This window comes from Virgibacillus salarius, from assembly GCF_039521925.1.
Taxonomy (GTDB): Bacteria; Bacillota; Bacilli; order Bacillales; family Amphibacillaceae; genus Virgibacillus; species Virgibacillus salarius.
Genome location: NZ_BAAACY010000031.1, coordinates 1 through 18,585, shown reverse-complemented (window position 1 = coordinate 18,585; position 18,585 = coordinate 1). Strand labels below are relative to the sequence as shown.

Here is an 18,585-nt window from a genome sequence, read left to right as displayed (position 1 = left end):
AAAATTCATGTATTTATGATAATGAAAAAGATTCCAGCTATCTATTTTTGATAACTGGAATCTCTTTTTTACTTCTCCAGGCTAGTTATGTCCCAGCCCCTTTTTACTAGTCAATTTTATTAGCTTTTGCCTTTTTTATCCCAAACAATTTTCTAAAACTACTTAATAGTGGCTGTTGTCCTTCTAGCACCATGCCTGCTAATTCAGCTATCACCTGCATACCTATCAAGACTACACCAAATAAAATTAGAGATGCTTGCATTGTACTGCTGTTAAAAGTAATTGCTAATATACCAAAGAATGCACTAAATCCATAAATGATCAAAACAGCTGTTCTATGACTATATCCCATCTTAATAAGCTGATAATGAATATGTTTTTTGTCAGCAGTTGCAATTCCTTGTCTATTTATTATCCTTCTAACTATAGCTAAGAGTGTATCAAAAACTGGTATAGCAATGACAATAATTGGGATGATAAAGCTAAAAAGGGCAACATTTTTAAATAAGCCTAACATAGATACTACTGCAATGCAGTAACCAAGAAATAAGGCTCCTGTATCTCCCATAAAAATCTTTGCAGGGTAGAAATTATGGAATAGAAAGCCAATACAACCCCCAATTAAAACAACAGATAAATAGGCGACAACAAGTCTGTAATCCATTATTGCCATAACTAGAATACTAGATAATCCAATAGCGGAAACACCTGCCGCTAAGCCGTCTAAGCCATCAATAAAGTTAATAGCATTGGACGCTCCTACAATCCATAATATCGTAACAATATAAGCAATTCCTTCTAAGTATACCGTACCGAAAAAAGGTACTGTTAATTTCTCTATGATCAACCCTGATGAAACAACAACGAAAGAAGCAGTTAACTGTCCAATTAGTTTATAAAATGGCTTTAATTCCAATATATCATCAAGCAACCCTGTAAGTAGCATGATAACTGCACCAATTATAATGGCATACATCTGAGGGTGTTCAGGCTGTAAGTATAAAAAACCAGCCGCAGCACCTATAAATATAGACAAACCACCTAAGCTAGCTTTTACACCATCATGGTTTTTCCTCTTATTATCTGGCTTATCTACTGCATTCAGCTTAAATGCCAACTTTTTCACCAAAGGTGTTACAATTAAAGCCGTTACCACTGATATAATAAATCCTATTATCATTTCCATTGGATGGAACATATGTAGCACCTACTTAGTTCATGTTTACATTATTCATTCTAGATTATTTTATCATATTAATATAAATTAGTTAATATAGACTAAATAAAATTGAAACTTAGTAAATTTTTTTTAACTCATAAAAATCCAGAATTAAATTTTAATATGCTCCTTAAAACCATTGTTATTAAGTAGAGGTGTTTTTGAAAATTATTAAGGTTGAAAAATATAACTAAAGGCTAGAAAGGCATTAGTTATATTTTATTTAATATAGTGCATCCTTTATATACTGTATTGTAGCCTTTTTCCCGACAGGGTTATGACCCAATTTATGATCAAAGTATAAATCAACTTGGAGTTTATTAGTTATAATAGACTCATCAATATCTTTTAATCCTGATATAAAAGGAATTAAATGATTATTAACATCATGTTCAACTACAGAATTTTGTAGATATTTTATTTTAGGTACATGATTATATTTTTTGAAATTGTGAATTGTATTGACTCTATCTTTATATTTATTTTCTGCAATTTCTTTAGTAATATTTAATGCCCTCATTAATTTATTTACATGAACTTCCTGGTAATTCGTAAAAATTGTTTGCGGATTATTTACAATTGCTGTTGAGCCTTTCATCATTGTAGATAACATTAATGACATAAACCCACCAGCAGAGCTCCCATAGTAAAATGTATCATCGCTTCCATAATTAAACAATTCACATAATTCTCTAATTATATCAGAGATTACTTCTAAATAGTGCTCTTGCAAATCCCCAAATCCCCAACCTAACATTAATCTATCTAAATATAAGGTAGGATCGTTATAAAAAATTATAGATTCTTCCATATCTTCAGTCCAAGAATGCCTCTGAAAAACAGGTAAAGACATAGTTGAAGGTTTATATGCCCCTGATCCAAAAATTAATAATTTTGGGCTTTTTTTATTTATTCTTATAAAGAACTCATATTTCACTCCATTTTTATTAACAACTAATAGAAAAGGTTTCGTAGTATTAAATTTCGCATTTGATAAATCCTTATAATCTGTTTGAATTGATTGATGTTCATTAAACATAAAGTCGCCTCCCCAACTTCCTTGATGATAGTATCTTAAAGTTTATTTTTGGATTGAAAAAATATATCTATGTATAAGTATAATTTATATTTCAGGAAAATTGCCAGCAATATTACAAATTAAGACAAAAGTAGTACAAAGTTCGCTACTCTGTACTACTTTTATAGGAACTATTTATAGTTTGGAATATCTAAATATAATGTATATGAACCGATTTCCTGATAAAGATTATACATAGTATATACTTGTTTGGAAGCCCAACCGATATCCGTTGCATATTGCTTCCCATATCTTCCGTTTTCTTCCATTGATTTAGGATTCCATCTCATTTTATAAAGTGTATTTAATCCATTATTGATGAAATCATTACCAATGAAACTCGCCCCTCCAACAATTGCCTTATAAGGAGTAGTCCATCCTTCTTCATAAGCTTTCTTAGCACCGCATTCTACTGGACATTGATCATATGCACCTATACCAAACATATTATAAACAGTAACACCATTATATTTTACACCCTTAGATAGTGTTGAAGTACCATGACCAGTTTCTAATACTGCATGTGAAACTAAGTAAATATCATTAATACCATTTACTATTCCTGCATCAATAAATGCCTGTCCTTGTCCTGATAATTTACCTTTTCCATTTAGATAATTATTTAATACGCTAGCAGATACATCACTTGATCTAGCTAAATCTAGAAATTGGAACTGTTGTCTTTCATCATTAATAAAATTATTGGGATCTAGATAGTACTCTACATCCTCAGGGCTAGCATTTACCCATTGTCTACTATTTGTAAATTCAATTTGATACCACCCATTAACTTCATTAATAACGGTTACTTTTGCACCTTCCTTAAGTTGTCCAACTATCCAATAATTTGTGCTTGGTCCACCTCTTACATTTAAAGTACTAGCGGTTACTTTCCCATTTTTAATATAACTCTTAGATACAAACGTATCATATTCCTTATCTGTTTGAGGATTGGCTTTCTTTTGTATCTTCACTGCTTCGTCCAAACTTAAATCGTAGTTAGAATATTTAATACCATATGGCGAAAGATTTTTCTTATTTATATATCCAATTCGATCACCAAAGATCACTTTCACATAATTACTGCCATCTGATATGACTCTATAAATCGTTCCTTCTGTTAAACTACCAATTTCCACAAAACTTCCCGAAGAGATATCATAAACAGGGGCGTCTTTATCAACAACTATTCTCTTATTTATATTTTGCTCATTATCTTTTTCATTTTTTATCTTGCTGCCATCGCCAACAACAGTATAGGAAGTATGGATAAAACCTTTGAAATCACCTAGCATTATCATATGATAATTACCGGACTTCCCAATACGAGGGTAAACCTCACCCTTTACTAGTTCTGCAACTTTTACATAATTTCCACTTCTTATGTCATAAACTGGGGCATCTTTTATTAGCTCAAAATACTTATCACTACTTTTAAATTGCATTTTTGTACCACTTTTGTAAACATACCCTATTCTATCCGCATAGATTATACGCCAAAAGTTTCCTGCATCAGTAGCAATAGCGAACTCTGTTCCAGATGATATTGTCCCAAAACTCTTAAACGATCCTGAACTATTATCATATACAGTTATATTTCCATTTGCAGTGAAACTTCTATCAGAATTATCATATCTAGTATTCTCGTTTTTTATACTACTTCCATCAGACCATACTGTGTAACTCTTATATATATATCCATAATAATTACCGTATCTAATCTTATGATAATTACCAGACTCCCCTACTCTTTTATACTCCTGACCTTTTACAAGTTGTCCTACTTTTAAATAATTTCCACTCCTTATATCATAAACTACAGCATTATCGCTTGTTACCTTGAAATATTTATCTTGTTTTTCAAAAGGAACTTTTGTACCGCTTTTATAGACATACCCTATTCTATCAGCATAGATTATGCGCCAAAAGTTTCCTGCGTCAGTAGCAATAGCAAACTCTGTTCCAGATGATATTGTACCAAAACTCTTAAACGATCCTGAACTATTATCATATACAGTTATATTTCCATTTGCAGTAAAACTTCTATCAGAATTATCATATCTAGTATTCTCGTTTTTTATACTACTTCCATCAGACCATACAGTGTGACCCTTGTGTATATATCCATAATAATCACCATACCTAATTTTATGATAATTACCGGACTCTCCTACTCTTTTATACTCCTGACCTTTTACAAGTTGACCGACTTTTATATACTTTCCGCTTCTTATATCATAAACTACAGCATTATCGTTTGTTACCTTGAAATATTTATCCTGTTTTGTCCATGTTTTAACTGGAAGAGTTTGAAATTCACTCATATTAGTTTTAGAGTTTAGTAGATTATTTTTATGGTCTGCTCCTTGATCTGGATCTTGCTCTGTTCCTTGATCTGGATCTTGCTCTGTTCCTTGATCTGGATCTTGCTCTGTTCCTTGATCTGGATCTTGCTCTGCTCCTTGATCTGGATCTTGCTCTGCTCCTTGATCTGGATCTTGCTCTGCTCCTTGATCTGGATCTTGCTCTGCTCCTTGATCTGGATCTTGCTCTGCTCCTTGATCTGGATCTTGCATCTTCTTAGCTATTGCTTCATAATCATCTCGATTTATATAGAACTCACTGTTTCCAACATATACTACCTCGTAACCATTGGAAGAATATACAGGTAATTTGTTATCATTCTTAGAATCTGTTGTTATCATACCATCATTATACCCAAACAGCTTCTCAACAGATTTATACTCAGCCTCTTCTCCATTCTTACTATCTATAAATAATGGTACATTGGTTAATTCAGACTTTTCATCCTCTGTGATATAGTGCAAATCTTTTTTTGAAACATCAAATTCCTTGCCATTAAAGTTAACTACGTCATTTTCCTTATTCTTTTTCTTTGTATAAATAAAGGTACCTTTATGTATAATTAAATTATCATTTAATTTTATATCTGTTTCTGTTTTAACAAGTTTGTAGGAGTCGACTTTTTCAATTGCAGATATGGGTTGTAAATATGTACTAACAAGTGTTAAAAGTAATAAAACACTTAATATTTTCCTAATCATTAAACATCCTCCTTAGGCAATTAATATAATTAAGCAAAGGAGAGAATAACGTCTCCACTTTGCTATAAAAAATATTTTATACATACTGCTTTTTACTTTTTTTGGATATTCTGTTTTTATTTGCATTTCTTTTAAAATAATCCCTACAATATAAGACATATTCCTCATACTTTTCTCTTTCGAAGTATTTCTTAAAAGTCTTGAGTAACTCATGCTCATCAGTAATATATGGCTCGTATATTTTGTATATCTTGTCCAGGATTATTAAAGATTTTTTTTCTTCTCCTTTTTTCACATCAATTAACTTTTTTAAATACCAATTTACAAAATAAGATTGGTATTTATTTGAAATATAAATATCAAATAATTCGTTAGATTCAAGGAACTTTATTCTTTCCTTCTCTACTTTATAATATTTTTCATAAAATTTACTTGAAACAGTGTTTGTAACAGAATTGTCGACAGCTGCATAATAAACATGTATATTTAAGTCAACGACCTTCATTTGGTTAGCTTTAGTTAATAATTCTTGAAAGAATAATGTATCTTGACCAGCTGCGCTCTCAACCATTTTTAAGTTATTATCTTTAATTAGACTTTTTTTAGCTATTAATGCTTGAATACTCTGTACCTTTAGATTTGTCTGTTTAAGTAATTCAGTTGGATTTTGCACAAGATCGAAATTTAAAATTTTATTAGCTGTGTAATAATAATTGATTTCTCTTCTCTTTAACGATGAATCATACCGTGATATGTTTCCTACAACAATATCCAACTCTCTATTACTTTTTATTTCTCTAAGCAATTTCGCATATCCATCATTTATCGCTTCATTATCTGGATCAAGATAGGTTATATAGTCACAAGTGGATAATTCTATCCCCTTATTTCTTGGTCTAGAAGCACTCCCACTACCGTAATCGCTGAAACGGTATAAGTTTACATTATCATAGTTACGATGTAACCTATTAACAATATGAATAGTCTCAGGATCTGTTGAACCATCATCGATAAAAAGAATTTCCATTTTATTAAAGATGCTACTTCTTTTTAAACTTTCAAAGCATTTATATTCTAAAAATTTTCCATTATTATAAATAGGGACAATTACTGATAATTCCTTATCTCCTACAGTACTGGATTGTGTTTGTTTATTCTTTCTATCCTGAACCTCCAAATGATCAATATAAAAACCATTATATTCGTTATCGTAAAAAGACTTATTAATTATTTGTTCATTAGAAAAAGATTGTAAATTAAACATCGTTCTGTACAAATCAATTACTTCGTTTGTATAATTAAAGGATCTTTTTCCATTATTATCTTTCGCAACAAAATCAGAATTAGTATATTTAAATCCATTTAATAAATCCTCTAAATAATATTCTTCGTAAAAATAACCGTCAGTAAAAAAGGTTATATAATCAAAATCCCCCAGTATATTCTCATCAAGCATACTTTCATGAATAAATTGACCATATTTAAATGATTGTCTTTCAAACTGTTCTTCACATTCATAAGTATCACCAACTACTAAAACTCTTTTTTGTTTAAAGCTACAGCTAATACCAGCACTATTAAGAACAGATTCCATTTTCTCGTAACTAAGCCTACTACTCATAATATTTCTTATACCTTCAATCTGTATCTTATACATACTTAACTCACTTTGATGATCTAAGATACTGGAAACTTCAAAATGACTATCGACAGTAAAAACATTCGGAAATTTATTATTGATTTCAGGGTGATAATTAGAAAGGACAACATTGCCAAGGGCTTGTAATTGATAAATTTTTTCAATATCATTATGGACCAGCGAATAATTAAACATTTTGTGTATACTATGTTCATAATCACTGTTTGCTGGAGATATATATTGAAAGTAGTTAACCGGATAATTATGTCCACTTGAAACATCATAATATTTAGTATCAATAATCTTCAGTTCTTTTTCACTATTTATTACACCGTCAATCATTTCCTCCAACGTATTATCATTAGACCACATACCATTATATAAAACACCTTGTATTTTTGATTGATTAGATGCAACTATTGGATTATACAACAATGGATTAATAGTATATGAATTCGTTTCTACATGATAAATGTCATTATTATTATAGTACCTAGCTTTATTATTAGTTGTAGTATAAACTTTATCAGCCTCTCTGGCTAATATTAAATTATGATCATTGGCCACTTTTGACTGGTCATAAAATATTACTGGTTTGCCCAAACCCCTGAAGCATTTAATTATTTCCAATATTGAAAGAGTTCTGTTTTCTTCTAGACTAAACTTACTCCATTGACCACATAACTCATTACTCATATTACTAACAATTAATATATCTAAATTTCTTAATTGATCTTTATTATTGTTAATTCCTATTACCTTTAGGTTTACTGTATCTTTAAAAGTGTTATAAAAATGAATATCACAAATTGTACCTACATTGACATTGAGTTTTTCATAGTACGCAGATCCATTACTTTGTGGTATTTTATTTAATTTTTCTTTGAATTTCTCTATAAACATGGTATCTGATTTACTTTTCTTAAGCTTTAAATACTCACTCGCTGACAATTCATTATTTATAGAATTCTTATTAAAGCTCATATTATTTCTTATAAAGAAAGACCAAGAACTATCACTTCTTTTTAAGTAATTTAAAACTTCTGTTTCCTTCTGCATGGTATTTATTAAGTTTTCTTTTTTATCTTTAATATAATTTATCCGCTTGGTATAATCTGATTTAATATTCACTAACCTCACCTTCTTCTTTTCTTATTCTTTAGTTTCCAATATTTTAATGTAACCTTGCCTAACTTTGAATTCACCAAGGCATAATACTTATTTTCCAATACTTCTAAATGCTTTAATAGATCTTCTATATAATTATACTCTTCAAATAAATCCTTACTTAGTTCTAACTTTTTAATTTTTTCTTCTCGTAATTCATTTTCCAAATCCTCAATTATTTTCTTTTGTTCCTCTACTTTTTTTACTAGCATGTCTATGGAATTCATTTCCTTACTCACATCAGGGTCCATCTCGTTACATTCCCCTTCTCAAAAATGACTTTTCATTTGTTTATTAAATGATTTCGTCGCCAATTATTCTTGTTTAATGTCAATTAAAGTATACCTTCCAAAAAAAGGGTTCCTTTTTACACAGTTTACTTTTAATCTATTACATATCTATCTTGTTAATAGTTTTTTAGCTAGATTAATATATTTTAGTTAAAGTTAGTATATACATGTTTTTCATATATAAGCCTATACGTTATATTAAGTATTATAACGTTTTATTTTCAAACAAGTTGGAAAATATTCCAACTTGTTTACAGATCAGTACTTCCTCATTCAATATCAATTTAGGACTAGTAATGCCCCTAAAATTATTACAGGTACAATCACTAATATATTGGCAAAAGCATCTGAAATATTACCATAATCTTTTTTGCTTCTTAATGTCTCAAGAACACTTTGCTTTTTCAAATTACTTTTTTTGTACTCAATTTTCTCTACTTCTGATAAATTATTAAACCAACTTATAAAATCTTGGTAGACAACTGTTACATCCTTTGTATCACCAAACTCTTTTAATTCACCATAGTGCATCCATATCGCTTTGTCACAAAATTTTTTAACTTGAGCAGCAGAATGGCTAACAAAGAAAATTGTTTTTCCTCTTTCCTTAAACTCATTCATCTTAACAAGACATTTTTCAGCGAAAGTTGAATCACCAACAGATAACGCTTCATCAATTATTAATATATCTGGATCAGTATGAACTGCTATTGCAAAGCCTAATCTAGATTTCATACCACTTGAATAGTTTTTCACTGGTTGGTGAATGTATTCCCCGATGTCCGCAAACTTAATGATTTCAGGTGTAATCCTTTTTATTTCATCTCTACTAATTCCATGCATCATACATTTTAATTGTATATTTTCAAGTCCATTCAAATTTTTGTTTAAGCCGGCGGATATTGCAATTAATGAGGTTTCACCAAAAATATCAATTGTACCTTTCGTCGGCTGAATGACTTGAGCCAGTAAATTTGATAATGTGGATTTTCCTGAACCATTTAGCCCAATTATTCCAACGGATTCCCCCTCAAACACCTTAAATGAAACATCTCGAACAGCTTCAAATCTTTTTTCAGATCTAGCTTTTTTATTTAGTGAGAATAGTTCTAATAATTTTTGATACTGCTTTGCGTGCATACCGAAACTTTTATATACGTTTTTGAACTCAACTTTTAATTTCATTTAATAACACCTTATTCTTATATAAATTACAAATAATCCATGAAATTACTTCTGAACTTGAGATGGATCTTTGTACCAAAATACAGTAGTGCGAAAGTGAAAAACCAAAAGTATCCCATATATATAATATCTTCAAAAAACCAAGATTCACCTAAGAAAGAATTCCTGATCCCGTCAATTATATAGTAAAAAGGATTTAATTTCAAAATATTGCTTATCCAATCAGGGACTTTATCCCCATTCGGATCCCAAAGGATTGGTGATAGATAAAGTAACATCCTCATCATTGATTGTAATAACATTTGATAGTCCCTAACAAGTGTTGCAATGGTGGAACTAAGAATCGCAAATGAGAATAGAAATACTAGTAAGCAAAAAATGTAATAAAAAATTTGCAACCAATGTAGTACCGGAAAGATACCATAAAGAAACAAAACAAAAACTAAAAGTAATAACATTATAATAAATTGAAAACTATTACCAACAATTTTTGTTGTTGGTAATAAGCTAATTGGAAAATTCATTTTTGAAACTAAACTTACCTTCTGGTGTACACTATTAGATCCCCCTACAATAGATGGACTTATAAAAAACCATGGGATTAATCCCATTAACATCCATAAAAAAAAGGGAATTTCCCCAACCGAAGTATTTATTGGGTCTCCACCACGTATTCCAAGTCCAAAAACAAACCAGTAAATAGCTATTTGAATAGAAGGGTTTAGAATTTGCCAAATTGACCCTAAATAGTGAATTTGATAATTACCTTTTATTTCAAACAATGCCATCCTTAAAATTAAATTTCTAAATTCAATTTGTTCCTTAATTACTTGTCTAATTGCTTTAAACATATAGAATGCTTCCTTTACCTAGGATTAAAGATACTTATAAAGATTTCCGAAGTTAATGTATTGTATCTCTTCAGGATGCTCCTGCACTACATTTTTCGTATCTAGTACTTGAGGTGTGTTCATTTTTCCAAAATATGCACTTGTTAAATCTTTAAATTCATTATGATCACTTAATACCAATACTAAATCAGATCCATCCAATGCTTTCTCTAGATCATTTTCGACAAAACTTAACTTCACATGTGGATCATATGCTACAACATCATATTCAGGACGTGCATGTAACGCTTCATAGATATCCATTGCAGGACTTTCTCTTATATCATCGACATTTCCTTTATAGGTTAAACCAAATACTGTAATCTTCTTACCATTACGCTTAGCTAATAGTTTTTCAACAGAATTAATTACAAATTCTGGCATAGATTTGTTAATTTGTCTTGATAAATTAATCAATTTTGCTTGTTCTGGTGCTTTAGCAATAATGAAGTAAGGGTCTACAGCAAGACAGTGGCCACCTACACCTGGACCAGGGGTATGCAAATTAACACGCGGGTGCTTGTTTGCCATTTCAATAACCTCTAAAGCATTAATATTTAGCTCATTGCACACTTTTGTTAATTCATTAGCTAATGCAATATTTACATCTCTGAATGTATTTTCCATTAACTTAGACATCTCCGCAGTACGCGCATTCGTCTTTATAATTTCTCCTTGAACAAAAGTTTGGTAAACCTCTGCTCCTTTTTCTGTACACATTGGTGTCAGACCACCAACAATCCTATTATTGTGTATTAATTCATGTAATATTTGACCTGGTAAAACTCGTTCTGGACAATGTACTAAGAAAATATCTTCACCAATAACGAAGCCTGCTTCCTCCAATTTAGGCTTTACAAAATCATCCATTGTTCGAGGTGCAATGGTTGATTCAACTATGACAACATTCCCTTTTTCTAAGAAAGGAATTATATTTTCTGTTGCTTGCATAACATAGCTTAAATCAGCTGACTTAAACTGATCATTATTATTTGGTGTCGGTACTGCAATAATAAAAACATCTGCAGGCTGCGGTTCAAGAGATGCTTTAAAATTACCAGAAGCAATCGCCTTTTCTAGTGCTTCCTGTAATCCTGGCTCTTCTATGTGAATTTGCCCATTATTCAACATTTCTACAGCTTCCCTTTTCACATCAACACCCAATACCTCTACATCATGATTTGCAAACATAATAGAGGTTGGCAATCCAATATATCCTAATCCTACAGTACAAAGTTTCAACATTATACCCTTCTTTCTCTTTTTGTAAAAATTAATATTTTTTATATACTTCAAGTAATCGATGTTGCTCTATTTCCCAATTATACTTTTTTCGAGCATTTTTGCAATTGCTGCTAAAAAAATCACGCTTGTCTGGGTTTTCCAACAACTCGTTTACTCCTTTTGCTATTTCATCTGGGTCATGCGGATCGATCGTGATCCCTACTTCACTTTCTTCAACTGCTCGCTTAATTTCAGGGAAATTACAAGCTATAACTGGAACCTCATTCATCATATACTCAAATAATTTATTGGATGATGCTGACCAATGATTAAAGTTAATATTATTTAACACCTGAAATCCTAAATAAGCGTTTTTTGTATACTTTGGTAGCTCCCGAACAGGCACTTTAGCAATAAATCTTATTTTCTCTTGCAAATTTCGATCACTTACCATCTGTATAAGTTTTTCTTTGATCTTTCCATCTCCTATAAATACGAGTGTACCCTCATGGAATTTCGGAAATGCTTCAATTAATTTTTCAAGGCCTCTACCTGCTTGAATACCACCTTGATATAACAAAATTTTCTCATCCTTAGGCAACTGCAACATTTCGTGTAGATCTACCTTTTCATGCACCTGCTGTATATGAAGTGATGGATAATTATGCAATACATGAGGATAAAAGCCATATAAATCCTCATTAAACTTTGCTCGTGTGTCATTTTCTACAATCATACTATCCATTCGTTTTATGAAAAAATTTTCAAACCGTCTGTACCATGGACTATCATAACCTGTTCTACTTGTTTGCACTTCATGCGAGTCATAAATTAAAGGTTTCTTTTTTATCCTCCATTTTGAACTGATATATCCTTGCGGAAGTGTGTTAAGGTCGTTGGAATGATAAATATCATAATTCCCTCGATAGCCCTTCCAGATCATTCGTAGAATTAATGCACTTCTAATCCATATTACTCTTACTTTCGTTTTCAGTAACAACCCCACAATGATCGTTAAAGGAATGATCACCCAAGGTAATAAATAAACTAAAAATCCCCAAATGACAAGCAAAGGTACAAGTGGCCATTTCTTTCCTAGTGCAAAACGGTATGCCTTCTGTAAAAACAATAAAGTCTTGGGGTAGCGTTGCATACGATACACCCGGAAATGATCGTTTATTTCTTCATATTTTTGTACATCTGGATCATTGGGATCATCAATACAGATTAATTCTACATCATACCCATTATTCGAAAGACTGGTGCATTCTCTCAGTACTCTTGCATCATTTGTAAAGTGATTCCAAACAAACATACCTACTCTTTTCATCAAATAACCTCTTATTCATATATAATCTCTACTATTTTTTCAATATTGCTTTCCCATAAAAAATATTTAGAAACTGTTTTTGTACAATTATCAGCTAATTGATTTCTTTCGTTTGGATTTGCTTTTAAGGATAGAACCTTATCTACCATACCACGTACATTATCCTGATCAAAAACAAATCCTGTTTTATTATCTTCAATTACTTGAGCTGCGGTTCCTTTAATCCCCGCTATGATTGGTGTTCTACAGGTCATATAATCAATGACTTTGCCGGGTAGCACTGTATCAAACACCTCATTATCATTTAATAAAGCAATAGCTACATCACATTGTTCGATCAGTTCCAGACTCTTTTTGCGTGTCGTTGGTTTATGCATATATACATTCGTTAGCTGATTTTGTTCTATATAATGGATGAATTCCTCTGCTTTCATTCCATAACCTAAAACGTCGAATCGTATATTATGCTCCTGTAATAAACTAGCAACGTGCTTCAAGTGATCAATATCTTGAGCCAGTCCTAAATTCCCTGTATATACAACACGGAATTCTTCCCTATTCGACTTTTCTTTAACAATCTCATGAATTCTTGGACCGTTTGGCAAATAAATTAAAGAATGCTTATTTACATCTAAACTCGCTTTAATATGCTGCTCAAATCCTTTACTGTTTATCACAATATAGTTGGCCATTCGGTACATTTTCCGTTCTAACATACGAAAAAATTTAATAATGATTGGATGATCGAATGTTTTTACTCCAATTAAACTGTCAGGCCATAAATCTCTTACTTCCAGAATTATTTTTGATTTAACAACTAAATTACCTAGAAGTGCGGCAAATACAATAAATATAGGGGGCGTAGTTACGTATATATAATCATATTTCTCATTTTTTAATTTCCAGAGCCTATGTAAAAAACGAAACATTATTTCTATATATAAAAATAAACGACTAAATATACGATTAGAAAACTTCTTATTTTTAATGGGAACTCTTATAATTTTATCTGAACTTTTATTTAAATGTGGATCATCCCAAAACATGTCATCCTTATATAAGTTTTTATTTGGATAGGCAGGCTCTGTTGTTAATACATGTGTTTCAATGCCCTTATCATTCAATAATTGAAATATATTCTTCATCCTATTACCCGCACTTCCGATGACAGGATAGAAGTTCTGTGTCATAATTAAAACTTTCTTTGTCATGTTAACGCTCCTAATTGGAAATGCATACCTAATACATTTTATCACAATTTAACATTTTTCGATAAGATTAAATTTTGCACTTTAAACCCACTGAACATGAAAGAAACCCTTGTGTGGATAAACAAGGGCTTAGCTTACATATGAAGTCTAATTAACACTCTCATACGGTTAAGCATTTACTTCTTCCAAGTCATTTGCTAATTTTATTTTACTAACACTACAATATTTTTCTAATTCATCCGTTGTAACCAGTACGGAAGGAAATTGGTTATAATATTCCATGCTCTCCATGCTGTTTACTGTCCAAACAATCAATTGAATGCCTTTTTGCTCACATTTATTTATATAGGATTCCTTGATACCATCGTAGCGCACAGCAATATATTTGGCACCTAATTTTTCAATTGTACGAAAGTGAGAACGCTTGAACTTATTAACTAATAAACCAATTTCGAGTTTATCAGAAATATTACGGAGCCGCATTAATGCTTGTTGATCAAATGATATGATATAGACTTGATCCATCATATTCGTATCTTCTATTACCGAGCACACAATTTCTTCCATATTATTATATAGCTTTGGATTTTTTAATTCTATTGATACTGTTACACGGTCTTTTGCAATTAATAATACCTCTTCCAAAGTAGGAATAACTTCCATATCATTTATTGTAAAATTCCGTAATTCTTTAAGAGTATACTCTCTTATTTCTCCTTTACCGTTTGTCATTCGATCAATTTTATGATCATGCATAACAACTGGTATCCCATCTTTGCTTAAGTGTACATCAAGTTCAATATGAGTATAATTTAAATCAATAGCAGCTTGAAAAGAAGACTTGGTGTTCTCCGGGTACTTTGCAGGATATCCTCTATGACCAATCCCTCGTATACGCATTAATACTCTCCTTTTGCTAGATTTTATATCCTCTTAACTAAGAGTGTAAATGATTTTTATGAAGCTATTATAATTTTAGTGTAAATTTTATGTAAAAAACCTGTTAGTTCACTCTGAAGTGACTCCTAACAGGTTTTCCATCGTTAACTTCGATTTTTTGCTTCAATTTTCTTCGATCCGAGAATCAAATAATTTAATTCCTCTTTAGGAATCTTATTAAATTCCGTTCGTTTTGCAAAATAAAAAATCACACCTAATCCAATCCATGCTGCTAAAGCAATCCGTGATTGGATGCCAAGAAATGCTGGTGATCCAGGTATTAATAATAAAGCTAGGAAAACCAAGCTTGCTAGCATTCCAACTGCTGAGACCGTTTTTTTAAATGGCGACACAGCGTGCCTTTTCGGATCAAAGCTTTTGTCTTTTTTTGTTTTAAACAAAGTGAAAGCCGTGTAGCATGTATAGAAATAAGCAATCGTTACACCTACAGAAGACATATCCACTACCCATAGTAATGCTTCTCGCCCAAACCAAGGAGCGAATGCAGATACAACTACAGTAAATATAATTCCTACATAAGGTGTTTTATATTTTGGGTGAAGCTTTGAAAAGACTTCTGGTAAAATCTTTGCACGTGACATTGCAAATAACAGACGACTTGATGAAATAATAAAACCGTTCAGTCCAGTAAATACTCCCATTGTTAAAGCGGTAACCAGTAGCACAAGTCCCATTGTCCCCAATAGCTCTTGAATTGCAGCGCCTGTACCCCACACATGACTTTCGGCCACTAAACCCTGCCAAGGTTGAATCATTGCCGTTGCGATGATCATGAGACTGTATAATACCGCAGCAAAGAAAATGGCAAGTATGATTAACGAAAAGGCCTTTTTAGATGAAAAGTGAAACTCTTCTGCTGCCTGTGGAACATTATCAAAACCAACATATGCCCAAGGCGCAATTGCTACGATAGAAATAATGGCTGCAAATGCTGTCGTTTCAGTAGGAAAAAATGGTTGCACATTGGAAAGGCCAGCACCTGGCTGCCCACCAACCATAAAGGTTATTGCTACAATACTTAGAATCATAATACTACAAAAGATAAATTGCATACGCCCTGATAAGCCTGTCCCTCTAACGTTAAAATAACCAAATGTACCGAGCGCAACCGAAGCGATAATGATCTCCATTCCATAAACATCCCAACCAGCTACTTGATATAGGGGTAAATTTTCAATAAGTGCTGGAAAAACAAACTTAAACATTAACGCAAATGCCGAAGCGTTTAACGCGACAATACATATATATCCTAGGGTTAAAAACCATCCACTTATAAATGCATGCGTACGACCTAAACTAATAAATGCATACGCAAACTCTCCACCTGATACAGGAAAACTTTTTATAAGGAAACCATAGCTAACTGCTATAAGCATCATTAATAAAGCACCAATACCGAAGCCGATAATTACTCCCATTGGTCCTGCTGCGGACATCCATGTCGTTGGTTGAACAAAAGCCCCCCAACCTATCGATGACCCTAAAGCTATCGCCCAAACCCAATGAGCCTTTAAAGATTTTTTCAGCGTCGTTCTTTCTTCCATGATTGATCTCCTTTTTTTCTTGATCCTTTGACCTAAGATGTTTACACACCTGTAGAATTCTATCACATTGTCTGATTATTAAACAAATTCCATATTCCTCTATATAGCAAGACATAGACTTTAATCGAGGCATATAGTCACCACCATCGCAAACGTAGTTAAATTATGAGCCATTTCGACTTATTTCCTCACCTACATAACCTTGCATAAGCAATAATGTCTAATGGAAAACTACAGATAGATAGTGGTACCCTTCTTTTATATCGAATAAACATGTTATCTGTCGGATCACCATCCACGTTACGTAAGTAAATCTTCTACATTAAGGAATAACGGTGAGCTTGCGAGCCGATGATGACTTTTCGTAGGGCGATTTGTGAAGTCGCCTCGTTTCTGTACACTGGAGCTGGCGCGGCGCAACACGCCCCTATTTATCAACAACAAAAAGAGAAGAATCAGATATAACAAGATTCTTCTCTAATCATAACGAAGACTCTCCTTCACCTTTATCAGATTGAAGAAGAGTCTGGATTATTCTATGGTCAAGGAGAGTCGTCTACTTTCCTATTCTCTAGTATTAACTTGTACCGTGTTTTTTCTTCATTTCTTTTAAGTATTCCTCTGACTTTCCCTTAGGAATACTTAACGATTGCCATTGCGTCCCTTTTAGTTGTTTACCTATGTAAAGAATTTGTCCAATATGTGATGAGTAGTGTGTTAGTTGCCTTTCAATTGCATCGATTACCGATAAAGACTGAGATCGGATGGTTACATATTTTTCTAGGTCCTCCTCCTTTAAACTCTGAAGCGTGCTGATTAATATACGCCAACCGTATTCCCATGTTTCCAGCAAATCATCCTTAGAGGCAATGGTATTAATAAACTCTTGATCCCTATTTCGATTTTCCTTTTCTCCATCACTAGTTAAAAAATCTGTCCATCTGGATACCATATTTCCACTCATATGCTTAACAATAACAGCAATACTATTTGCTGCTTCATTAGGTACCCAATGGATATCGGATTCCTCTAATTGCTCCAATGCCCGATCGCCTTGATTCTTCAACTGATTAAATCGGCTATTGATTACTTGTAAATACGTCTGTCCAATTCCCATGTGTATCTCCTTTCATCGCTTACTTTTTCTTTTCAAAGTTAAATCGGTTACGAGATAGAACTATTATAATCTCACTTTGTAGTTCTATCTAAATTGGAGAAGCGTTAAAAAAGATAAATAGCAAAGGCTAAGATAGCTAAAAGAATGGTGATACTGTATATCCATGTTAATATTGGGACATTCGATGATAAAGACTTTGACTCATATTCAATGGATCGCTCCAGCTCATCCTGAGGCGTATGCCCCTCTTCTTCGTACTTCTTCATTTTATTTTCTTCTTGCTTTAATGCAAAAATAGTACCACCTAATGCTGCGATAAATAATACAATTAATAAAAGAATAAGACCTAAACTCATAATATATCACCTGACTTTTTCTGTTTTGGCATCTGCCTTTCTTCATGACAAGATCGCTGAATTATTCTGTTAATGCTTACTGGAAATCCATTAACAATCTTAAGATATACGTTACACTTCAATTCGATGCCTCCTTAAACGGAAAAATGAACCTTCTACCTACTATAATATACCGTTTTCAAATTATATCACCATCCAATTCAGTATCTTTTTCCCCATCAACTTTGATTAAGAAAAACGGAGCAAAATTCGCTCAGTCCTTATCACTAAATGCTCCGATTTACGCTTCCTCTAGTAGCTATTATGGAAT

General features: G+C 32.2%; 15 protein-coding genes. All 15 read right to left on the bottom strand.

What is annotated here, in order from left to right; translation table 11 throughout:
• Positions 1-106: 106 nt before the first annotated feature.
• Positions 107-1,198 carry a glycosyltransferase family 4 protein gene (locus ABDZ84_RS05130; RefSeq protein WP_343780445.1) on the bottom strand — a complete coding sequence of 364 codons (1,092 nt, stop codon included), beginning with the start codon at positions 1,196-1,198 and terminating at the stop codon, positions 107-109.
• 244 nt (positions 1,199-1,442) lie between these two features.
• Entirely contained in the window at positions 1,443-2,258 is an 816-nt protein-coding gene (locus ABDZ84_RS05125; RefSeq protein ID WP_343780443.1) for a glycosyl transferase family 2, read from the bottom strand.
• A gap of 170 nt (positions 2,259-2,428) precedes the next feature.
• Complete coding sequence (locus tag ABDZ84_RS05120) at positions 2,429-5,362, bottom strand: SH3 domain-containing protein (protein ID WP_343780441.1); 2,934 nt, start codon at positions 5,360-5,362, stop codon at positions 2,429-2,431.
• A 76-nt stretch (positions 5,363-5,438) separates the two neighbouring features.
• Complete coding sequence (locus tag ABDZ84_RS05115) at positions 5,439-8,132, bottom strand: glycosyltransferase family 2 protein (RefSeq protein ID WP_343780439.1); 2,694 nt, start codon at positions 8,130-8,132, stop codon at positions 5,439-5,441.
• 5 nt (positions 8,133-8,137) lie between these two features.
• Positions 8,138-8,419, bottom strand: coding sequence for a hypothetical protein (locus tag ABDZ84_RS05110; RefSeq protein ID WP_343780437.1), 282 nt, complete (start codon positions 8,417-8,419; stop codon positions 8,138-8,140).
• Between the two features lie 318 nt (positions 8,420-8,737).
• Positions 8,738-9,643, bottom strand: a complete 906-nt coding sequence (locus ABDZ84_RS05105; protein WP_343780435.1) for an ABC transporter ATP-binding protein — start codon at positions 9,641-9,643, stop codon at positions 8,738-8,740.
• 26 nt (positions 9,644-9,669) lie between these two features.
• Positions 9,670-10,494, bottom strand: coding sequence for an ABC transporter permease (locus tag ABDZ84_RS05100; protein ID WP_343780433.1), 825 nt, complete (start codon positions 10,492-10,494; stop codon positions 9,670-9,672).
• Between the two features lie 24 nt (positions 10,495-10,518).
• Complete coding sequence (locus ABDZ84_RS05095) at positions 10,519-11,775, bottom strand: nucleotide sugar dehydrogenase (RefSeq protein WP_026679831.1); 1,257 nt, start codon at positions 11,773-11,775, stop codon at positions 10,519-10,521.
• Positions 11,776-11,806: 31 nt separating this feature from the next.
• Positions 11,807-13,087 (bottom strand): glycosyltransferase, encoded by a 1,281-nt coding sequence (locus tag ABDZ84_RS05090; protein WP_034678369.1) that lies wholly within the window; start codon positions 13,085-13,087, stop codon positions 11,807-11,809.
• 11 nt (positions 13,088-13,098) lie between these two features.
• Complete coding sequence (locus ABDZ84_RS05085) at positions 13,099-14,298, bottom strand: glycosyltransferase family 4 protein (protein WP_343780431.1); 1,200 nt, start codon at positions 14,296-14,298, stop codon at positions 13,099-13,101.
• A gap of 168 nt (positions 14,299-14,466) precedes the next feature.
• Positions 14,467-15,198, bottom strand: a complete 732-nt coding sequence (locus tag ABDZ84_RS05080) for a glycerophosphodiester phosphodiesterase (protein ID WP_026679834.1) — start codon at positions 15,196-15,198, stop codon at positions 14,467-14,469.
• A gap of 143 nt (positions 15,199-15,341) precedes the next feature.
• Positions 15,342-16,802 (bottom strand): APC family permease, encoded by a 1,461-nt coding sequence (locus ABDZ84_RS05075; protein WP_343780428.1) that lies wholly within the window; start codon positions 16,800-16,802, stop codon positions 15,342-15,344.
• 577 nt (positions 16,803-17,379) lie between these two features.
• Positions 17,380-17,919, bottom strand: a complete 540-nt coding sequence (locus ABDZ84_RS05070; RefSeq protein WP_343780426.1) for a DUF1572 family protein — start codon at positions 17,917-17,919, stop codon at positions 17,380-17,382.
• Between the two features lie 104 nt (positions 17,920-18,023).
• Entirely contained in the window at positions 18,024-18,275 is a 252-nt protein-coding gene (locus tag ABDZ84_RS05065; protein ID WP_026679837.1) for a hypothetical protein, read from the bottom strand.
• Positions 18,272-18,397, bottom strand: coding sequence for a hypothetical protein (locus ABDZ84_RS05060; RefSeq protein ID WP_255637642.1), 126 nt, complete (start codon positions 18,395-18,397; stop codon positions 18,272-18,274). The genes ABDZ84_RS05065 and ABDZ84_RS05060 overlap by 4 nt, the downstream gene beginning before the upstream one ends.
• Between the last annotated feature and the right edge of the window lie 188 nt (positions 18,398-18,585).

Bases quoted from the DNA above. Each gene is read 5' to 3' on its own strand.
- ABDZ84_RS05130 (WP_343780445.1), bottom strand. From the start codon at position 1,198: ATGTTCCATCCAATGGAAATGATAATAGGATTTATTATATCAGTGGTA.
- ABDZ84_RS05125 (WP_343780443.1), bottom strand. From the start codon at position 2,258: ATGTTTAATGAACATCAATCAATTCAAACAGATTATAAGGATTTATCA.
- ABDZ84_RS05120 (WP_343780441.1), bottom strand. From the start codon at position 5,362: ATGATTAGGAAAATATTAAGTGTTTTATTACTTTTAACACTTGTTAGT.
- ABDZ84_RS05110 (WP_343780437.1), bottom strand. From the start codon at position 8,419: ATGGACCCTGATGTGAGTAAGGAAATGAATTCCATAGACATGCTAGTA.
- ABDZ84_RS05105 (WP_343780435.1), bottom strand. From the start codon at position 9,643: ATGAAATTAAAAGTTGAGTTCAAAAACGTATATAAAAGTTTCGGTATG.
- ABDZ84_RS05100 (WP_343780433.1), bottom strand. From the start codon at position 10,494: ATGTTTAAAGCAATTAGACAAGTAATTAAGGAACAAATTGAATTTAGA.
- ABDZ84_RS05090 (WP_034678369.1), bottom strand. From the start codon at position 13,087: ATGAAAAGAGTAGGTATGTTTGTTTGGAATCACTTTACAAATGATGCA.
- ABDZ84_RS05085 (WP_343780431.1), bottom strand. From the start codon at position 14,298: ATGACAAAGAAAGTTTTAATTATGACACAGAACTTCTATCCTGTCATC.
- ABDZ84_RS05080 (WP_026679834.1), bottom strand. From the start codon at position 15,198: ATGCGTATACGAGGGATTGGTCATAGAGGATATCCTGCAAAGTACCCG.
- ABDZ84_RS05075 (WP_343780428.1), bottom strand. From the start codon at position 16,802: ATGGAAGAAAGAACGACGCTGAAAAAATCTTTAAAGGCTCATTGGGTT.
- ABDZ84_RS05070 (WP_343780426.1), bottom strand. From the start codon at position 17,919: ATGGGAATTGGACAGACGTATTTACAAGTAATCAATAGCCGATTTAAT.
- ABDZ84_RS05065 (WP_026679837.1), bottom strand. From the start codon at position 18,275: ATGAGTTTAGGTCTTATTCTTTTATTAATTGTATTATTTATCGCAGCA.